Genomic DNA, 19,400 nt, shown 5'->3' on the forward strand with positions numbered 1-19,400 from the left:
AAAGGTTATGGAGTCTTTGAATCAATTTGTTAATTCGCTTGCCCCAAAATTATCGCACTGGCGACGTGATTTTCATCACTATGCAGAGTCTGGCTGGGTGGAATTCCGCACTGCCACCCTTGTTGCGGAAGAATTGCAGCAGCTCGGCTATTCACTGGCGCTGGGCCGCGAAGTAGTTAATGAAAGTAGCCGGATGGGACTACCTGATGAACTCACTCTACAACGCGAATTCGAGCGCGCTCGTCAACAGGGTGCGCTAGCACAATGGATTGCGGTTTTTGAAGGTGGTTTCACTGGTATCGTCGCCACCCTGGATACCGGTCGCCCCGGTCCGGTGATGGCTTTCCGTGTCGATATGGACGCGCTGGATCTCAGTGAAGAGCAGGATGTCAGCCATCGCCCCTACCGCGACGGTTTTGCGTCATGTAACGCCGGAATGATGCATGCCTGTGGTCATGATGGACATACCGCCATTGGGCTTGGGCTGGCGCATACCCTTAAACAATTCGAGTCCGGACTACATGGCGTCATCAAACTGATTTTTCAGCCTGCAGAGGAAGGTACGCGTGGCGCGCGGGCGATGGTCGATGCAGGTGTCGTAGATGATGTTGATTATTTTACTGCCGTGCACATTGGCACTGGCGTACCTGCGGGCACCGTGGTGTGCGGCAGTGATAATTTTATGGCAACCACCAAATTTGACGCGCACTTCACCGGGACCGCCGCTCACGCAGGCGCAAAACCAGAAGACGGTCACAATGCCTTGTTGGCGGCAGCACAAGCAACTCTTGCACTGCATGCAATCGCCCCGCACAGCGAAGGAGCTTCCAGAGTAAACGTGGGCGTTATGCAGGCAGGAAGCGGCCGTAACGTTGTTCCTGCCTCGGCGTTGCTGAAAGTGGAAACACGCGGGGCCAGCGACGTCATTAATCAATATGTTTTTGACCGTGCACAACAAGCGATTCAGGGCGCAGCAACCATGTATGGTGTCGGCGTTGAAACTCGTCTGATGGGTGCAGCTACCGCCAGTTCTCCTTCGCCGCAATGGGTCGCATGGTTGCAAAGTCAGGCGGCTCAGGTCGCGGGGGTCAATCAGGCCATTGAACGTGTTGAAGCGCCAGCGGGTTCCGAAGATGCCACATTAATGATGGCCCGCGTGCAGCAACATCAAGGGCAAGCCTCCTACGTGGTGTTTGGCACACAGCTGGCGGCAGGTCATCACAACGAAAAATTCGATTTTGACGAGCAGGTTCTCGCTATTGCCGTCGAAACGCTGGCGCGCACCGCGCTCAATTTTCCCTGGACGCGAGGTATCTGATGCAGGAAATCTATCGTTTTATCGACGATGCGATTGAAGCCGATCGCCAACGTTATACCGATATTGCCGATCAAATCTGGGATCATCCAGAAACACGTTTTGAAGAGTTCTGGTCAGCGGAGCATCTGGCTTCGGCGCTGGAATCTGCAGGCTTCACCGTTACCCGCAACGTAGGCAATATCCCAAATGCCTTTATTGCTTCGTTTGGTCAAGGCAAACCGGTTATCGCCCTGCTGGGAGAATATGACGCCCTGGCAGGTTTAAGTCAGCAAGCAGGTTGCGCGCAACCTACATCCGTGACGCCCGGTGAAAATGGTCACGGTTGCGGACACAATTTGCTGGGAACCGCCGCCTTTGCCGCTGCAATAGCCGTCAAGAAATGGCTGGAACAATATGGGCAAGGCGGCACGGTGCGCTTTTATGGTTGTCCTGGCGAAGAAGGCGGCTCGGGTAAAACGTTCATGGTTCGCGAGGGGGTATTTGATGATGTGGATGCGGCACTCACCTGGCACCCGGAAGCCTTTGCCGGTATGTTCAATACCCGCACGCTGGCAAACATTCAGGCATCATGGCGCTTTAAAGGGATCGCAGCACATGCCGCGAATTCCCCTCATTTGGGACGCAGCGCCCTTGATGCCGTAACGTTGATGACCACTGGCACCAACTTCCTCAACGAACATATTATTGAAAAAGCGCGCGTACACTATGCCATCACAAATAGCGGCGGGATCTCGCCCAACGTGGTCCAGGCGCAGGCAGAAGTGCTTTATCTTATCCGCGCCCCCGAAATGACCGACGTGCAGCATATTTATGATCGGGTCGCCAAAATCGCCGAAGGTGCGGCATTGATGACCGAAACCACGGTTGAATGCCGCTTCGACAAAGCCTGTTCCAGTTATCTCCCGAATCGCACCTTAGAAAATGCCATGTACCATGCCCTATCCCATTTTGGTACCCCGGAATGGAACTCCGAAGAACTGGCTTTTGCGAAACAAATTCAGGCTACGCTCACCCCCAACGATCGGCAAAACAGTCTGAATAATATCGCCGCAACCGGTGGCGAAAACGGCAAGGTTTTTGCACTACGTCATCGTGAAACGGTACTGGCGAATGAGGTCGCTCCATATGCCGCCACCGATAACGTGCTTGCGGCATCGACTGATGTCGGCGACGTCAGTTGGAAACTGCCTGTTGCCCAGTGTTTCAGCCCCTGTTTTGCCGTCGGTACACCGCTACATACGTGGCAACTGGTTAGCCAGGGGCGAACATCTATTGCTCATAAAGGAATGCTGCTGGCGGCGAAAACTATGGCAGCAACCACAGTCAATCTCTTCATTGATTCAGGGCTATTGCAAGAATGCCAACAAGAGCATCAGCAAGTTACGGACACGCAACCGTATCACTGCCCTATCCCGAAAAACGTGACACCGTCACCTTTAAAATAACAACAACAACGCAAACACAACAACCGAGGAATGCCCATGAGTATGTCATCCATACCGTCGTCCTCCCAATCCGGGAAGCTCTATGGCTGGGTCGAAAGAATTGGTAACAAGGTTCCCCATCCTTTTTTGCTCTTTATCTATTTGATAATCGTACTCATGGTGACGACGGCAATTTTGTCAGCCTTTGGCGTCAGTGCGAAAAACCCGACCGATGGTACGCCGGTGGTGGTGAAAAACCTGCTCAGTGTGGAAGGATTACACTGGTTTTTACCCAATGTGATTAAAAACTTTAGCGGTTTTGCTCCACTTGGAGCGATCCTGGCGCTGGTTTTAGGTGCCGGCCTAGCGGAGCGCGTCGGCTTACTGCCAGCGCTAATGGTTAAAATGGCATCGCATGTTAATGCCCGCTACGCCAGTTATATGGTGCTGTTTATTGCTTTTTTCAGCCACATTTCTTCCGATGCGGCGTTAGTGATCATGCCACCGATGGGTGCGCTGATTTTTCTGGCGGTGGGCAGGCATCCAGTTGCAGGTTTACTGGCTGCCATTGCAGGCGTAGGTTGCGGCTTTACGGCTAATTTACTGATTGTCACAACCGACGTGTTGCTGTCGGGGATCAGCACGGAAGCGGCGGCTGCGTTCAATCCGCAAATGCACGTCAGTGTAATTGATAACTGGTATTTTATGGCCAGCTCCGTAGTCGTACTGACGATTGTTGGCGGCCTGATAACCGACAAAATCATCGAGCCACGGTTAGGTCAATGGCAGGGAAACAGCGATGAGAAACTGCAGACATTGACCGAAAGTCAGCGTTTTGGTTTACGCATAGCAGGTGTCGTATCGCTACTTTTTATTGCTGCGATTGCGCTGATGGTGATCCCGGAAAACGGGATATTGCGCGATCCGATTAATCACACCGTGATGCCATCACCCTTTATTAAAGGTATCGTGCCACTGATCATTCTTTTTTTCTTTGTGGTCTCGCTGGCTTATGGCATCGCTACCCGCACAATTCGACGTCAGGCGGATTTACCGCATTTAATGATTGAACCGATGAAAGAGATGGCGGGATTTATCGTGATGGTTTTTCCCCTCGCCCAGTTTGTCGCCATGTTTAACTGGAGCAACATGGGGAAATTCATCGCCGTGGGGCTGACCGATATACTGGAAAGTTCAGGGCTTAGCGGCATCCCGGCGTTTGTCGGTCTGGCGTTGCTTTCCTCTTTCTTATGCATGTTTATCGCCAGCGGTTCCGCAATCTGGTCGATTCTGGCCCCCATTTTCGTACCAATGTTTATGCTACTTGGCTTTCACCCGGCATTTGCGCAAATCCTCTTTCGTATTGCCGACTCATCCGTATTGCCTTTAGCGCCAGTATCTCCTTTTGTTCCACTGTTTCTTGGATTCCTGCAACGCTACAAACCAGACGCGAAACTGGGTACTTACTATTCGTTAGTCTTGCCCTATCCGCTTATCTTTTTGGTGGTATGGCTGCTAATGTTGCTGGCGTGGTATCTTGTGGGCCTGCCGATAGGTCCGGGTATTTACCCACGTTTGTCTTAAGAGAGAACGGATGCTGAGATTACTTGAAGAAAAAATTGCCACACCACTGGGTCCACTATGGGTGATTTGCGATGAGCAATTTCGCCTGCGGGCGGTTGAATGGGAAGAGTACAGCGAACGCATGGTGCAGTTGCTGGACATCCATTATCGCAAAGAAGGCTATGAGCGCATTTCTGCCACCAACCCAGGCGGTTTAAGCGACAAGCTTCGTGATTATTTTGCCGGTAATCTTAGCATTATTGATACGCTTCCCACTGCCACAGGGGGGACGCCATTTCAGCGCGAAGTCTGGAAAACACTACGCACTATCCCCTGCGGGCAGGTAATGCATTACGTCCAACTGGCTGAACAATTGGGCCGCCCTGGCGCGGCGCGTGCCGTTGGTGCGGCAAACGGATCGAATCCCATCAGCATCGTCGTACCTTGCCATCGGGTTATTGGCCGAAACGGCACCATGACCGGATATGCAGGCGGAGTTCAGCGAAAAGAGTGGTTATTGCGCCACGAAGGTTATCTTTTGCTGTAAACATTAAACAATTTGTGCCAGCTTGTTCACACTTTTATGTAAAGTTACCCTTAACAACTTAAGGGTTTTCAAATAGATAGACATATATTTACATCTAATATCGGAATTCTCTGCTGTTAAGGTTTGCTTAGACTTACTTGCTCCCTAAAAAGATGTTAAAATTGACAAATATCAATTACGGCTTGAGCAGACCTATGATCCCGGAAAAGCGAATTATACGGCGCATTCAGTCTGGCGGTTGTGCTATCCATTGCCAGGATTGCAGCATCAGCCAGCTTTGCATCCCGTTCACACTCAACGAACATGAGCTTGATCAGCTTGATAATATCATTGAGCGGAAGAAGCCTATTCAGAAAGGCCAGACGCTGTTTAAGGCTGGTGATGAACTTAAATCGCTTTATGCCATCCGCTCCGGTACGATTAAAAGTTATACCATCACTGAGCAAGGCGACGAGCAAATCACTGGTTTCCATTTAGCAGGCGACCTGGTGGGATTTGACGCCATCGGCAGCGGCCATCACCCGAGCTTCGCGCAGGCGCTGGAAACCTCGATGGTATGTGAAATCCCGTTCGAAACGCTGGACGATTTGTCCGGTAAAATGCCGAATCTGCGTCAGCAGATGATGCGTCTGATGAGCGGTGAAATCAAAGGCGATCAGGACATGATCTTGCTGTTGTCGAAGAAAAATGCCGAGGAACGTCTGGCTGCATTCATCTACAACCTGTCCCGTCGTTTTGCCCAACGCGGCTTCTCCCCTCGTGAATTCCGCCTGACGATGACTCGTGGCGATATCGGTAACTATCTGGGCCTGACGGTAGAAACCATCAGCCGTCTGCTGGGTCGCTTCCAGAAAAGCGGTATGCTGGCAGTCAAAGGTAAATACATCACCATCGAAAATAACGATGCGCTGGCCCAGCTTGCTGGTCATACGCGTAACGTTGCCTGATTTTTCCGCATAACTCACTATCCTTCTGTCATATCATTAAATTTTTCTGATTTATTGATCTGGCAGAAGGTTCATCACTGTTTCATTCACCAGATATGGGTTAATCTTTTAATTACAAACTGCGTTGACAGTTGTTGTAAGGAGACCCTGTATGGCTATGTATCAGAACATGCTCGTTGTTATCGATCCTAACCAGGACGACCAACCAGCATTGCGGCGAGCTGTTTATTTACATCAACGGATTGGTGGCAAAATTAAAGCCTTTTTGCCGATCTATGACTTCTCATACGAAATGACCACCCTGCTCTCCCCGGACGAACGTACCGCTATGCGTCAGGGCGTCATCAGCCAGCGTACAGCCTGGATCCACGAGCAGGCAAAATATTATCTCAATGCTGGCGTTCCCATTGAAATTAAAGTGGTCTGGCATAACCGTCCTTTCGAAGCCATCATTCAGGAAGTGATCAGCGGCGGGCACGATTTGGTGCTAAAAATGGCACACCAACATGACCGTCTGGAAGCGGTGATTTTTACGCCAACGGACTGGCATCTGTTACGCAAATGCCCAAGCCCGGTGTGGATGGTGAAAGACCAGCCGTGGCCGGAAGGAGGCAAGGCGCTGGTGGCGGTGAATCTCGCCAGTGAAGAGCCGTATCATAATGCGCTCAATGAAAAACTGGTCAAAGAGACGATCGAACTGGCAGAACAAGTCAACCATACCGAAGTTCATCTGGTTGGCGCTTATCCGGTAACGCCAATTAATATCGCGATTGAACTGCCGGAATTTGACCCGAGCGTTTATAACGATGCCATTCGTGGGCAACATTTGCTGGCAATGAAAGCCCTGCGGCAGAAATTCGGCATTAATGAAAACATGACGCACGTAGAAAAAGGTCTGCCAGAAGAGGTGATTCCTGATTTGGCGGAGCATTTACAGGCGGGAATTGTGGTTCTGGGCACGGTCGGACGCACCGGTATTTCAGCAGCATTCCTCGGCAACACGGCGGAACAGGTGATTGATCATCTTCGCTGCGACCTGCTGGTCATTAAACCTGACCAGTATCAGACACCCGTTGAACTGGATGACGAAGAAGACGATTAACGACTCTTCAATAACTGACAAGGCCCGAGTTATCGGGCCTATTTTTTACTTACTGCTCTTCGCCGCCAAGGAAATAAATTCCCAACGGGATTGCCAGCAACACAGTAAAGACCAGGCTATAAACAAAAATCATCGATGACTGAATCACATACATTGATGTCGTCCACTCAGACAGCGGAATATTGTACTGTTCTATAACGCCGCCGATAGTCGCGCGAGTCACAACCGACGCCGCAATAATGAAAACCGCCAACAAACCAAAGAGAAATTTCTTCCCTTTCGCTGACTTCAGTTTCGCCATAATCATGATGTAATCCTTGTGCAGACAAATTTCTTGTTACCTAAACGTAACAATACCATGACATTTCACCGTTGTCTGCTCTGAAAACCTCACCTCTTAGCTGGATTTACAATCAACGCATTGATTAGTTAGCTAATGTTGCTACTTCCTTCCCTGACTATTGATGATCTGAATGAATTGTCGCGGTAAAATAGCCCCGCCAGGGGTTTCCGGCATGACGACAATTATCTGGAGGAGCCTGATAAAACAATGATCGCTGAACTGTTTACAAATAATGCGCTTAATCTGGTCATTATTTTCGGTAGCTGCGCAGCATTGATTCTGATGAGCTTTTGGTTTCGCCGCGGAAATCGTAAAAGAAAAGGTTTTTTATTCCATGCGGTGCAATTTTTAATCTACACCATAATTATCAGTGCTGTTGGTAGCATCATTAATTATGTTATAGAAAACTATAAACTCAAATTTATCACCCCAGGCGTTATCGATTTTATCTGTACGTCCCTGATTGCGGTTATTCTGACGATTAAGCTATTTTTGCTGATTAATCAGTTTGAAAAACAGCAGATTAAAAAAGGTCGCGATATCACCAGTGCGCGGATTATGTCGCGAATTATCAAAATCACCATTATTGTAGTGCTTGTTCTGCTTTATGGCGAACATTTCGGCATGAGCCTTTCTGGCTTGTTGACCTTTGGTGGTATTGGTGGTCTGGCTGTCGGTATGGCCGGTAAAGATATTCTGAGTAATTTCTTTTCCGGGATCATGCTCTATTTCGACCGTCCTTTCAGTATTGGCGACTGGATCCGTTCACCGGACAGAAATATCGAAGGTACAGTAGCGGAAATTGGCTGGCGAATTACCAAAATTACGACCTTTGATAATCGTCCATTGTACGTACCGAACTCGCTGTTTTCGTCAATCAGCGTAGAAAACCCTGGACGAATGACCAACCGGCGCATTACCACGACCATTGGTTTACGTTATGAGGATGCGGCAAAAGTGGGCGCTATTGTCGAAGCCGTACGTGAGATGCTGAAAAATCACCCGGCCATCGACCAGCGACAAACCTTACTGGTTTATTTCAACCAGTTTGCTGACTCGTCATTGAATATTATGGTTTATTGCTTTACCAAAACCACGGTATGGGCTGAGTGGCTTGCTGCACAGCAAGACGTTTATTTGAAGATTATCGATATTGTACAGTCACACGGCGCGGACTTTGCCTTCCCCAGCCAGACGCTGTATATGGATAACATTACACCGCCGGAACAGGGTCGCTAAATCAGACATCACTGGCGTTATCCACAAGGGTAACGCCAGTTCCCATCACATCAATGCTTCACAATATACATAGTCCGACTGTACGCCACATCTTCAGGGTTATTAATGGGATAACCTTTCAGCCACGGTTTGATTAATCGTCCATTGGTATATTGATAAATTGGTGCAATCGGTGCTTGCTCCATGAGGATTTTTTCTGCCGCGTTGTAATCGGCATTACGCGCTTTAACGGTATTTTCCGTCGATGCCTGGGCCAGAACTTTGTCATATGCCGGATTGTTAAAGCGTGAAATATTTCCTGAATGCGTTGACGTTAATAATGTCAGGAAAGTGGAGGGTTCATTATAATCCCCCACCCATGAGGCGCGGATAACATCAAAATTGCCGGTGTTACGGCTATCGATATAGGTTTTCCATTCCTGATTTTGCAATTTAACATCTACGCCAAGGTTCTTTTTCCACATCGATGCTACAGCAATCGCAATTTTTTGATGGTTTTCTGAAGTGTTATACAAAAGCGTCAGCTTCAGCGGTTTTTGCGGACCATAACCAGCTGCGCTCAACAAAGTTTTTGCCTGCGCATTCAGTTCTTCCTGACTCATTTGTTCAAACGGCGAAGGTTCCGGCGTAAATCCGGCGGTAACATCTGGTGTAAAATGCCACGCTGGCTTTTCGCCCGTCCCTAATACTTTTTCGGTCATCAGGCGGCGATCTATCGTCATACTTAATGCCAGACGAACGCGCTGATCTGCCGTCGGCCCTTTTTGCGTGTTAAACGCATAATAATAGGTCCCGAGCTGCGGCGGCGTATAAACCTGCCCCGGAATATCCTTCAACAGCTTCTGATACATATTTTTCGGGAAGGATTCGGTGATATCAATATCCCCCGCGAGGTAACGCTTAGTGGCTGCGGATTCCTGATTAATTGGCAGGAAGGTCACTTTTTGCAGTACCGTTTTGGCGTTATCCCAATAATGGGTATTCGGTACCACGACCAGTTTTTCATTGACTACGCGATCTTTAAGAACATAAGCGCCATTGCCGATCAGATTTCCGGGTTTCGTCCACTCTTTACCGCTTTCTACGTTGGCTTTTTGCACCGGGAAGAAGGCAAAGTTAGCGGTTAAATTCACAAACCACGGCAACGGTTTATCAAGCTGAATTTTCAAGGTATGGGCATCAACTGCGGTGACGCCAAGCTGGTCAGGCGTAGCTTTACCATCAATAATCGCCTGTGCGTTGTTGATTCCCGCCAGCGCGGCAAACCATGCAAATGGCGATAGCGTTTTCGGGTCCACCAGACGCTGCCAGCTGTAGACAAAATCTTGCGCCGTTACCGGTGTGCCATCCGCCCATTTTGCGTTATCGCGCAGGGTAAAAGTCCAGATACGGTTGTCATTACTTTTCCACTGAGTCGCAACGCCGGGGACAATCTCCCCTTTCTCGTTCTGATTCACCAGTCCTTCAAACAGATCGCGAATGACCTGAATCTCTGGCAGGCCCACGGCTTTAGCGGGATCCAGCGACGCAGGCTCATCTTTAATGTGGCGCACCAGCTCCTGCTTCTCTGCCAGTACTGTGCCGCTCGGAACTTCTGCAGCATACGAAAGAGAAATGCTGCTGACCAACAGCGCACAACACGTGACTGAAACAGAGTGCTTCATAAGTTTCCCTCTAACCGACATTAAAATTGATGCGTAATTATTTGTTTCGCCTTAAAGAAATGCAAACAACTTCCATCAAAAAAGTGACACAGGAAGCATAAAATGTTTATGTATCAATATATTAAATCAGATTTAGTGTAAATAATCGACGCCAAAATGCGGTAAAGCACATAGAACACCGAACACTACGTTCAGGCTTCGCACGTTCAAACCAGTTTTCGGTATCATAATCAGCATCTGTCGCCATTGTACGAAGAATAAAAAATAACCAAAACGTTGAAAGGAACTGAGAATACGTTAAGAGAGAAATTAAATTAATGTATCAGCAAGTAGTGCTAAACAGCACCTTTATACTTCAGCCTATCTATAAATAATGAGAATGCCGAGCCAGCATGTCGACGGTGTGGATAGTACAGGTGATAACCGGGTAAATCTGGTGTGAATTTATCCAAAACACGTATCAGTTTTTTTTCTTTAATAGCCCGCTCAACCTGATCATAAGGTAGATACGCCAATCCATGCCCATCAATTGCAGCATCAATGATCAGGTCTATCGTATTCAGTAAAAGCTGACCTTCCATGCGAACACGAACTTCACGTCCACCGCGTATTAATCTCCAGCGATTTGCTGTACCCGATGTGGGAAGATACAAATTAATTGCCTGATGATCTATTAATTGTGACACTGACGTTGGAACACTTCGGCGAGAAAAATAATCCGGTGAGCCAACAATAGCCATTGGTATATCTGGCCCGATTCGAATGGCGATCATATCTTTATCCATCTCCCCACCCAGACGGACGCCTGCATCAAAACGTTCAGAAACGACATCGGTCAAACCATAATCAATGGTGAGCTGAATATCAATTTCAGGATGCGATTTCAGGAATGTGCGCATTGCTGGTAACAATATCGTTTTTGCTGCATGTTCTACAGTAGTAATACGTATTGTCCCGGATGGGCGGTTCTGCAGCTCGCTCAGGGATGCCAGGGCTGAATCTATGTCATGCAACATAGGGCCAAGAACAGACAAAAGATGCTCGCCCGCTTCAGTTGGAACAACGCTGCGCGTGGTTCGCGTCAGAAGCCGCAATCCCAATCGTTCTTCTATACGACGCACTATCTGGCTTAAAGCTGACTGCGCCATGCTCAGGCGGGCTGCTGCACGAGTGAAGCTACGCTCCTCTGCAACGACGACAAACGCCATCAGATCAGCGATTTCTTCACGCTTCATTCAGTATCTCCATGCAATCTATTAATCATTTAAATGATAGGTCTAATCATGATTTTGGGTCTAATCAACTTAATGATCAATATCTATAGTGATATCACCAACCGTTAAAACGAACCGACAACTCCATGAGGAACGGAATGATGAATAATAAAGTCAGCTTCACTAACAGCAATAATCCAACCATCTCTTTGTCTGCAGTGATCTATTTCCCTCCAAAATTTGATGAAACCCGTCAGTATCAGGCAATTGTGGTATCTCACCCAGGTGGGGGCGTTAAAGAACAAACGGCCGGAACCTATGCCAAAAAACTGGCGGAAAAGGGATTTGTCACTATTGCTTATGACGCATCTTATCAAGGTGAAAGTGGCGGCGAGCCGCGTCAGTTAGAAAACCCATACATTCGTACTGAAGACATCAGTGCCGTGATTGATTACCTGACAACGCTTTCTTATGTCGACAATACCCGAATTGGTGCGATGGGAATTTGTGCCGGTGCAGGATATACAGCCAATGCTGCAATTCAGGATCGCCGCATCAAGGCCATCGGTACCGTTAGTGCGGTCAATATTGGTTCGATGTTCCGTAATGGTTGGGAAAACAATGTGAAATCTATTGATGCCCTGCCATACGTTGAAGCGGGTTCAAACGCCAGAACCAGCGATATTAGCAGCGGAGAATACGCCATTATGCCACTGGCACCAATGAAGGAGTCCGATGCGCCGAACGAAGAACTGCGTCAGGCCTGGGAGTATTACCACACCCCTCGCGCGCAGTATCCAACAGCACCGGGTTACGCTACTTTGCGCAGCCTTAACCAGATTATTACCTATGATGCTTACCATATGGCGGAAGTGTACCTGACTCAGCCGATGCAGATTGTGGCGGGCAGCCAGGCAGGGAGCAAATGGATGAGTGACGACCTGTACGATCGGGCATCAAGCCAGGATAAACGCTATCACATTGTTGAAGGCGCAAACCATATGGATCTTTATGACGGCAAAGCCTATGTGGCTGAAGCAATTTCAGTATTAGCTCCGTTCTTTGAGGAAACTCTGTAATGAAACATATTCAAATCCGCAATAGTGATATGGCCTGGCATATTGCTGCCAATAATCTGGGATAATTTTCATGAAAAATGTACTGATTCTTGGTGCTGGCGGTCAGATAGCCCGCCATGTGATTAATCAACTGGCAGATAAGCAAACCATTAAACAAACTTTATTTGCCCGTCAGCCAGCAAAAATCCACAAACCCTATCCAACTAATAAAATGCAAACAACTTCCGGCAAAAAAGTGATACAAGATCGATGACATAGCGTTGAAGAAAAGGATTTGATAATCCGCAAAATTTGCACAACACTGCCTGTAATACTTCCTGAACCAGAGACGATCATGACCGTAAACCGCCCACGCGCCGAACGCGGCGCATTTCCGCCCGGAACAGAACATTACGGACGTTCATTATTGGGCGCGCCGTTAATCTGGTTTCCGGCCACTGCAGCCAGTCGCGAAAGTGGTTTGATTCTGGCTGGCACTCACGGTGATGAAAACTCTTCGGTCGTCACGCTCTCCTGTGCTCTGCGGACTTTGACACCTTCTTTGCGCCGCCATCATGTGGTGCTGTGTGTGAATCCTGACGGCTGCCAGCTGGGGTTACGGGCCAATGCTAATGGTGTGGATTTAAACAGAAACTTTCCGGCGGCGAACTGGAAGGAAGGTGAAACGGTTTATCGCTGGAACAGCGCCGCTGAAGAACGTGATGTCGTATTACTGACAGGTGACAAACCTGGCTCAGAACCTGAAACCCAGGCGCTGTGCCAGCTTATACACCGCATTCAACCTGCCTGGGTGGTCTCATTCCACGATCCACTGGCCTGTATTGAAGATCCCAGACACAGCGAATTAGGCGAATGGCTGGCCCAGGCGTTTGAATTGCCTCTGGTAACCAGCGTCGGTTATGAAACGCCTGGCTCTTTCGGCAGTTGGTGTGCAGATCTCAACTTGCATTGCATCACCGCAGAGTTTCCGCCCATCTCCTCCGACGAAGCCAGCGAAAAATATCTCTTTGCGATGGCAAACTTGCTGCGCTGGCATCCTAAAGATGCAATTCGCCCGTCGTGAACTGAAGCGCCGGTTCCACATCTACCGCCAGCCAGGTCGGTCCGTCAAGATCGGCGAAACTGACCTGCGGCACCAGCGGTAAAGCGGCGCTAATGGCACGAGAGGTACACAACATGCAGCCCAGCATCAGACTGAAACCTTGTGCACGCGCTTCAGTCGCCAGCGCCAGCGCTTCCGTCAGACCACCGGTTTTATCAAGCTTAATGTTAACCATCTCATAGCGCCCTTTCAGCGCCTTCAGATTGCTACGTGTATGACAACTTTCATCTGCACAAATCGGTAACGGATGAATAAAATTCTCCAGCGCCGCATCGTCCTGCGCAGGAAGCGGTTGTTCAAGCATCGCAACGCCTAAATCCGCCAATAGCTGGCAACGCGCCGCCAACCCTTCTGCACGCCAGGATTCATTTGCGTCAACGATCAGCGTCGCATCGGGCACAGCTGTGCGAATTGCCACCATCCGCTCACTGATAAGATGGTTATCCAGCTTCACTTTCAGTAATTTCGCGCCTGCCTGCCAGAGTGTTGATGCACTATTGGCCATCTGATCAGGCGTACCGATGACAACCGTCTGTGCAGTGATAACTGTCCCAGGAAGCGTTATGCCGATCAAATCAGCCAGCGATTGCTGCTGTTTTCGCGCCGCCAGATCCCACAATGCACAATCCAGCGCATTACGTGCTGCGCCGGCAGGGAGAATTTTTTGCAACTCCTCCCGTGTCAGCCCTTTCTCTAATTGCGGTACGACGCTCATAATTTGCGCCATTACCGAGGCATCACTTTCCCCATAACGCGGATACGGCGTGCATTCGCCGGTGCCTTTAATACCCTCTTCTTCCAGTTCAACCACCACCACGCGCGCTTCACTGCGACTTCCCCGGGCAATCACAAACGGGGTATGTAAGGGCCAGGCTTCCTCAAATACCTTAACGGTTCTCATCTTTACTCCTTGTTGTCGCGGTGGTCTGCGGATTAAGCGCAAATAGCGTTTGCTGTGTTATTGACAGTTAGCATAAACTAGGTGTGACGTTAACTATATGTAAACAGGAAAGATAATCATGTCACAAACCGTTCATTTCCAGGGCAACCCGGTTACAGTCGCCAATTCCATCCCGCAGGCGGGTAGCAAAGCGCAGACTTTTACTCTCGTGGCAAAAGATCTGTCTGACGTCACCCTCGGTCAGTTTGCGGGTAAACGCAAAGTGCTGAACATTTTCCCGAGTATTGATACCGGAGTTTGCGCCGCATCAGTACGTAAGTTTAACCAACTGGCAACCGAGATCGACAACACCGTTGTGCTGTGTATTTCTGCCGATCTGCCGTTCGCCCAGTCTCGTTTCTGCGGCGCAGAAGGTCTGAACAACGTTATCACCCTCTCCACTTTCCGTAACGCTGAATTCCTGCAAGCCTACGGTGTGGCAATTGCTGATGGCCCACTGAAAGGTCTGGCAGCACGTGCCGTTGTGGTTATTGACGAAAATGACAATGTGATTTTCAGCCAGCTGGTGGATGAAATCACCACCGAGCCGGATTACGAAGCAGCTCTGGCTGTACTGAAAGCATAATTTAATATGCCTGATGGTGTTGCACCATCAGGCATATTCGCGCTTACTCTTCGTTCTTCTTCTGACTCAGACCATATTCCCGCAACTTATTGGCAATCGCGGTATGTGAAACGCCGAGACGTTTTGCCAGTTTGCGCGTGCTGGGATAATTGCGATAAAGCTGGGTTAATACCGAGCGTTCAAAACGGCTGGTGATTTCGTCCAGCGAACCTTCCATCGCATCTTCGCCCACGGCTACCGTTGCGGCGTCATAATCTGGCAACAAAATATCCTGTGGACGCAGCTCATAACCGTCCAGTTGTGTCAGTGCGCGATAGATAGCGTTCTTTAACTGCCGCACATTTCCCGGCCACGCATAACGCGTAAGTACAGTATTCAGGTCAGCGGCCAGTTTCGGACGCGGCACGCCCTGCTCGTCGGCAAAGCGGGCGACGAACAGCTCAGTTAACGGCATGATGTCCTGCGGACAGTCACGTAGCGGCGGCAGATTGAGCGTCAACACGTTCAGACGATAATAGAGATCTTCACGGAACATGCCTTTTTGCACCAGTTCGACCAGATTCTTCTGCGTAGCGCAAATCACCCGCACATCGACATGCACCTCATGGTCTTCGCCAACCCGACGGAAAGTGCCATCATTAAGGAAACGCAGTAATTTCGCCTGCATCCGTGGTGACATTTCCCCTATTTCATCCAACAGCACCGAACCACCGTTCGCCTGCTCAAAGAATCCTTTCTTCCCTTCCGGAGCATGACCAAACAGTTCACTCTCGACCGCATCTTCCGGTATAGACGCACAGTTCAGCGCCAGGTAAGGTTTGCCCGCTCTGGGGCTTGCCTGATGGCAGGCGTAGGCAAAGAGATCTTTACCTGTACCTGTGTCACCCGTAATCAGCAGCGGCGCGCTTAGCATCGCCAGTTTCTGCGCCTGTTCGACAACATGCTTCATTTTCGGGCTGACGGCGACAATTTGACTGAAGGCGCTGACGTCCTGGGCGGCGACATTTTGCAACTGGCGGCCCATACGAATCGTTGATCGCAACATCACCACCGCACCGGTCAGGACGTGTTGATCATTTTCATCCTGAAGATAAACAGGCGTAATCTCCATCAGGAAATTCTGCCCATTAATAACGACATGCTCGTTATGGGAATCTTGCGGTTCGCTTTCCAGCCAACGTAAAAAATTAAAGCCGTTAATCAATTGTGCGGCGGTATGGTTGCGCAGGCGATCCAATTTTTGCGCAAAAAGCTGACAGCTCGCCGGGTTCGCCATATCCACTTTGCTTTTCATATCGACAGAGAGCACAGGTTCGGGCAACGCCTCCAGTAACGCGCTCAACGCCAGATGCTCACGTTCGGAAGGCATCCACGGGACAGTACGCACATCGGTAACACCTGCAATACGGCGTATTTCGGCCATCAGACTGCTGAAACTCTCAAACTCCAGTTCAGCAAAATTGAGGTAGATTCGCCCAATGGGATCAATCTCAATACCGCGTAAATCAATGCCTCTTAGCACGAGTAGATCGAGTAATTCGCGGGTCAGACCGAGTCGGTCTTCACAAAAGACTTCCAGACGCATGGGAACCTTCACCTGAAAAAAGAACAATTAATATGATGATATGACACTATTTGGATAGCAGGAAGGTTTCTGTCAACAATCATTGACACAAAGACGGAAAAACGGGCACTTCGGCGTAAAGATATCCGGTCAGCACCCGATATTGCATTATTTTTCGCTGGGCGTTTTGCCTTTTTGCAGCGTTTCTTTCACCTGACCGATAAGCTGACGACGGAAATCCCCGAGGCGAGGTTTGTCATCGTCAATCCACGGCAGCGGGCGGCAAAGCTCCATAGCTTTAATCCCGAGTCGTGCCGTCAGAAGTCCAGCACCAATTCCCTGAGCTGCGCGGGTAGACAAACGAGCAGCGAGATCTTGCGACATCCAGTCCATCCCCACTTCGCGCACCAGTTCGCTGGCTCCGGCAAAAGCGATATTCAGCAATACCAGCTTAAACAGACGCAAACGGCTGTAATACCCTAGTTCAATGCCATACAGCGTGGCGATGCGATTAATTAAACGCAGATTGCGCCAGGCGATAAACGCCATATCGACCAACGCCAGCGGGCTGACCGCAATCATCAACGTTGATTCCGCCGCCGAACGGCTGATTTCGCGCCGCGCCTGGGCATCTAAAACTGGCTGGACCAAATGCGCATACAAACTGACCACTTCACGGTCGTTTTGCGTTTCATGGATTGAGGCATACCAGCGTTGCAGCGCTGGATGAGACTGATCAATACCCGCCTGCTGCGCCAGTTTTTCGCAAAATGCGCGGCCTTTGCCCGTGCCGTGGCTGTGCAACAAATCGCGCGCTTCGTCGCGTTCATGGGCGCGCTGTCGCAAGCGCCATAAGCGCCGCCACTCTGTTACCACAGAACCTACGCCAGCGCCGATAATCAATGCCCCAGCGGCACATCCACCCAGCGCCACCCAGTCCTGAGTTTGCCAGGCATTCATTGTCCACTGTACACCCTGCCCGACAACGCTTGCGCCAAACAGAGCCAGCCCGCCCATCACCATTTTGCGCCACAGGCTGCGTTTCGGACGTAACGCTGCATCCATTACCGCTTCAACTTGCCCCTCTTCTTCAGGCGCTTCATCGAGCGTGGCCGGGGCAAAATTTTGCGCCTGATTTTCGTCAAAGGTCTGCTGCGCCCTGAATTTTGGATTCTGATCGACCTCCAGCGGACCGTCGAAATCAATACGTGGTTTTAACGGTTCGGTCATCGCAATTTATCTCCTATTAAAAATTCAAGCGCGGCATCAAGACGAATATGCGGCAGCGGTTTGTCGACATCCATCACCTGCGGGCGAAACGCTTCAAACTGGAACCCTTGCTTGTCCCAGAACGCCTGACCGGGCAAACGCGCAGGAACTTCACCGGGATAAACGGTGAGTGGCGCACCATCGCTGAGCCGGTTACCGCGCAATGCCGGAATTTTCTCGCCGTTGACGTCAATAATGCCGCTGGTGGTCGCCTGCACCGAGGCCAGCCCCAGGCAATCCATACTAATCCCTTCAAACGCCGCATTTTGCCAGGCATCCTGAATCAGTTGTTGCAGTAATGAAACCATATTGGCGTGCTGATCGATGGTCACATGGTCCGCTTTAGTGGCAGCAAACAATAGCTTATCGATAACCGGCGAAAACAAACGCCGGAACAAGGTACGCTGCCCGTAGTGGAAACTTTGCATCAGCTGCGTCAGTGCCAGACGCATATCATTAAATGCCTGTGGCCCACTGTTGAGAGGTTGCAGGCAATCAACCAGCACAATCTGGCGGTCAAAGCGCAGAAAATGATTCTTATAGAACCCCTTCACCACCTTCTCGCAGTAATAATTAAACCGCTCGCGCAGCATTCCGGCATTGGTGTGCTTATCGGCCTGCGCCAGTTTGGACTCGCCCCAGGCATCGACATCCGGCCACGGGAAGAATTGCAGCGCGGGCGCACCTGCCATATCTCCCGGCAAGACAAAGCGCCCAGGCTGAATAAAGTGCAGCCCCTGCTGTTTACAGTGGTGGAGATAATCGGTCCACGCGGCGGCAATGTCTGCCAGCCGGTTTTCGTCGGCAGGCGCTAGCGGGTCCAGCCCTTCGCACATCATTCGCCATTTGACCGACCATTCGCCGCGCTGACCATTGAGTAAGCCCGTCATCTGGCGTGACCAGCTTAAATAGTCCTGCGCCAGCATCGGCAGGTCGAGCAACCATTCGCCGGGATAATCCACAATCTCCAGATACAGCGTGGAGGTGTCCTTGAAGTGGCGTAGCAGCGAATCGTTCGATTTAAAACGTAGCGCCAGGCGGATTTCACTGACGCCGCGCGTTGGCGTCGGCCAGGCGGGAGGATCGCCATATAACTGCGCCAGTCCTTCATCATATGTGAAGCGCGGAATGCCAAAGTCACGCTGAGGAATGCGTTTTACGCCCAGCAGGCGCTCTTCACGCACCGCGCTTAACAGCGGCAAGCGTGCTCCGGCGTGAATATTGAGCAACTGATTGACCATCGCAGTGATAAACGCTGTTTTGCCGCTGCGGCTTAGTCCGGTTACGGCGAGGCGCAGATGTCTGTCGACACCCCGATTCACCAGCGCATTAAGTTCATTTTTAAGTCGCTTCATTGCTGTCCTGTGCTGCTCTGAAGACCAGAAAAAAATCATTCGTAAGGATATGAATGTGGGGGCCAGGCCATTGATTATCAACTGCCCGTGTTGTCATCGACGGGCGAACTCCATAAGATGTGCAGCATTCACGTTCGGACGGAG

Annotated in this window: 17 protein-coding genes and 1 pseudogene; 11 read left to right on the forward strand and 7 right to left on the reverse strand. The window is 50.0% G+C overall.

The window, feature by feature from the left end:
- Positions 1-7 precede the first annotated feature (7 nt).
- The 6 genes from abgA (at position 8) to uspE (ending at position 6,901) form a co-directional block, all read left to right on the forward strand.
- Positions 8-1,318: a p-aminobenzoyl-glutamate hydrolase subunit AbgA gene (abgA, locus tag E0D98_RS00250; protein ID WP_000444949.1), complete on the forward strand. Its 1,311-nt coding sequence runs from the start codon at positions 8-10 to the stop codon at positions 1,316-1,318.
- Complete coding sequence (abgB, locus tag E0D98_RS00255) at positions 1,318-2,763, forward strand: p-aminobenzoyl-glutamate hydrolase subunit AbgB (RefSeq protein WP_001156446.1); 1,446 nt, start codon at positions 1,318-1,320, stop codon at positions 2,761-2,763. The genes abgA and abgB overlap by 1 nt, the downstream gene beginning before the upstream one ends.
- 36 nt (positions 2,764-2,799) lie before the next feature.
- Entirely contained in the window at positions 2,800-4,326 is a 1,527-nt protein-coding gene (gene abgT / locus E0D98_RS00260; protein ID WP_000062967.1) for a p-aminobenzoyl-glutamate transporter, read from the forward strand.
- A 10-nt stretch (positions 4,327-4,336) separates the two neighbouring features.
- On the forward strand, positions 4,337-4,852 hold the full coding sequence (ogt, locus tag E0D98_RS00265; protein ID WP_000945007.1) for a methylated-DNA--[protein]-cysteine S-methyltransferase: 516 nt from the start codon (positions 4,337-4,339) through the stop codon (positions 4,850-4,852).
- 194 nt (positions 4,853-5,046) lie between these two features.
- Positions 5,047-5,799, forward strand: a complete 753-nt coding sequence (gene fnr, locus E0D98_RS00270) for a fumarate/nitrate reduction transcriptional regulator Fnr (RefSeq protein ID WP_000611911.1) — start codon at positions 5,047-5,049, stop codon at positions 5,797-5,799.
- A 151-nt stretch (positions 5,800-5,950) separates the two neighbouring features.
- On the forward strand, positions 5,951-6,901 hold the full coding sequence (uspE, locus tag E0D98_RS00275; protein ID WP_001262123.1) for a universal stress protein UspE: 951 nt from the start codon (positions 5,951-5,953) through the stop codon (positions 6,899-6,901).
- Positions 6,902-6,950: 49 nt separating this feature from the next.
- On the opposite strand, the gene E0D98_RS00280 is transcribed toward uspE, so the two are convergent.
- Positions 6,951-7,208, reverse strand: coding sequence for a DUF2534 family protein (locus E0D98_RS00280; protein WP_000605090.1), 258 nt, complete (start codon positions 7,206-7,208; stop codon positions 6,951-6,953).
- Positions 7,209-7,451: 243 nt separating this feature from the next.
- Here E0D98_RS00280 and ynaI point away from each other — a divergent pair, with 243 nt between their 5' ends.
- Positions 7,452-8,483 carry a low conductance mechanosensitive channel YnaI gene (gene ynaI, locus E0D98_RS00285; RefSeq protein ID WP_000559894.1) on the forward strand — a complete coding sequence of 344 codons (1,032 nt, stop codon included), beginning with the start codon at positions 7,452-7,454 and terminating at the stop codon, positions 8,481-8,483.
- 50 nt (positions 8,484-8,533) lie between these two features.
- On the opposite strand, the gene mppA is transcribed toward ynaI, so the two are convergent.
- Both mppA and pgrR read right to left on the reverse strand, forming a co-directional pair.
- Positions 8,534-10,147 carry a murein tripeptide ABC transporter substrate-binding protein MppA gene (gene mppA / locus E0D98_RS00290; RefSeq protein WP_000683008.1) on the reverse strand — a complete coding sequence of 538 codons (1,614 nt, stop codon included), beginning with the start codon at positions 10,145-10,147 and terminating at the stop codon, positions 8,534-8,536.
- A gap of 335 nt (positions 10,148-10,482) precedes the next feature.
- Entirely contained in the window at positions 10,483-11,382 is a 900-nt protein-coding gene (gene pgrR / locus E0D98_RS00295) for a DNA-binding transcriptional regulator PgrR (protein ID WP_000817693.1), read from the reverse strand.
- Positions 11,383-11,519: 137 nt separating this feature from the next.
- Between pgrR and E0D98_RS00300 the strand changes: the two genes are divergently transcribed.
- The 3 genes and pseudogenes from E0D98_RS00300 to mpaA all read left to right on the forward strand — a co-directional run bounded on the left by E0D98_RS00300 (position 11,520) and on the right by mpaA (position 13,503).
- Positions 11,520-12,440 (forward strand): alpha/beta hydrolase, encoded by a 921-nt coding sequence (locus E0D98_RS00300; RefSeq protein ID WP_001296755.1) that lies wholly within the window; start codon positions 11,520-11,522, stop codon positions 12,438-12,440.
- A gap of 70 nt (positions 12,441-12,510) precedes the next feature.
- A pseudogene (locus E0D98_RS00310) lies at positions 12,511-12,648 on the forward strand (NAD-dependent dehydratase); the annotation flags it as partial.
- A 126-nt stretch (positions 12,649-12,774) separates the two neighbouring features.
- On the forward strand, positions 12,775-13,503 hold the full coding sequence (mpaA, locus tag E0D98_RS00315) for a murein tripeptide amidase MpaA (RefSeq protein WP_000217817.1): 729 nt from the start codon (positions 12,775-12,777) through the stop codon (positions 13,501-13,503).
- Here mpaA and ycjG read toward each other — a convergent pair.
- The gene (ycjG, locus tag E0D98_RS00320) at positions 13,478-14,443 is read right to left on the reverse strand and encodes an L-Ala-D/L-Glu epimerase (RefSeq protein ID WP_001296738.1); all 966 of its coding nucleotides are present in this window, start codon (positions 14,441-14,443) and stop codon (positions 13,478-13,480) included. The two genes, mpaA and ycjG, sit on opposite strands and share 26 nt — an antisense overlap.
- A 118-nt stretch (positions 14,444-14,561) precedes the next feature.
- Between ycjG and tpx the strand changes: the two genes are divergently transcribed.
- Positions 14,562-15,068: a thiol peroxidase gene (gene tpx, locus E0D98_RS00325; RefSeq protein WP_000084387.1), complete on the forward strand. Its 507-nt coding sequence runs from the start codon at positions 14,562-14,564 to the stop codon at positions 15,066-15,068.
- Positions 15,069-15,111: 43 nt separating this feature from the next.
- On the opposite strand, the gene tyrR is transcribed toward tpx, so the two are convergent.
- The 3 genes from tyrR to E0D98_RS00340 all read right to left on the reverse strand — a co-directional run bounded on the left by tyrR (position 15,112) and on the right by E0D98_RS00340 (position 19,256).
- Positions 15,112-16,653: a transcriptional regulator TyrR gene (gene tyrR, locus E0D98_RS00330; RefSeq protein ID WP_001296763.1), complete on the reverse strand. Its 1,542-nt coding sequence runs from the start codon at positions 16,651-16,653 to the stop codon at positions 15,112-15,114.
- Between the two features lie 147 nt (positions 16,654-16,800).
- A complete protein-coding gene (locus E0D98_RS00335; protein ID WP_000138717.1) occupies positions 16,801-17,862 on the reverse strand; it encodes a YcjF family protein in 1,062 nt (353 codons plus the stop codon).
- Positions 17,859-19,256: a YcjX family protein gene (locus E0D98_RS00340; protein WP_000825784.1), complete on the reverse strand. Its 1,398-nt coding sequence runs from the start codon at positions 19,254-19,256 to the stop codon at positions 17,859-17,861. Before E0D98_RS00340 ends, E0D98_RS00335 begins: the two co-directional genes overlap by 4 nt.
- Positions 19,257-19,400: the final 144 nt, after the last annotated feature.

It is taken from the genome of Escherichia sp. KCJ4928, from assembly GCF_004352695.1.
In the GTDB taxonomy this organism is placed as follows: domain Bacteria; phylum Pseudomonadota; class Gammaproteobacteria; order Enterobacterales; family Enterobacteriaceae; genus ECMA0423.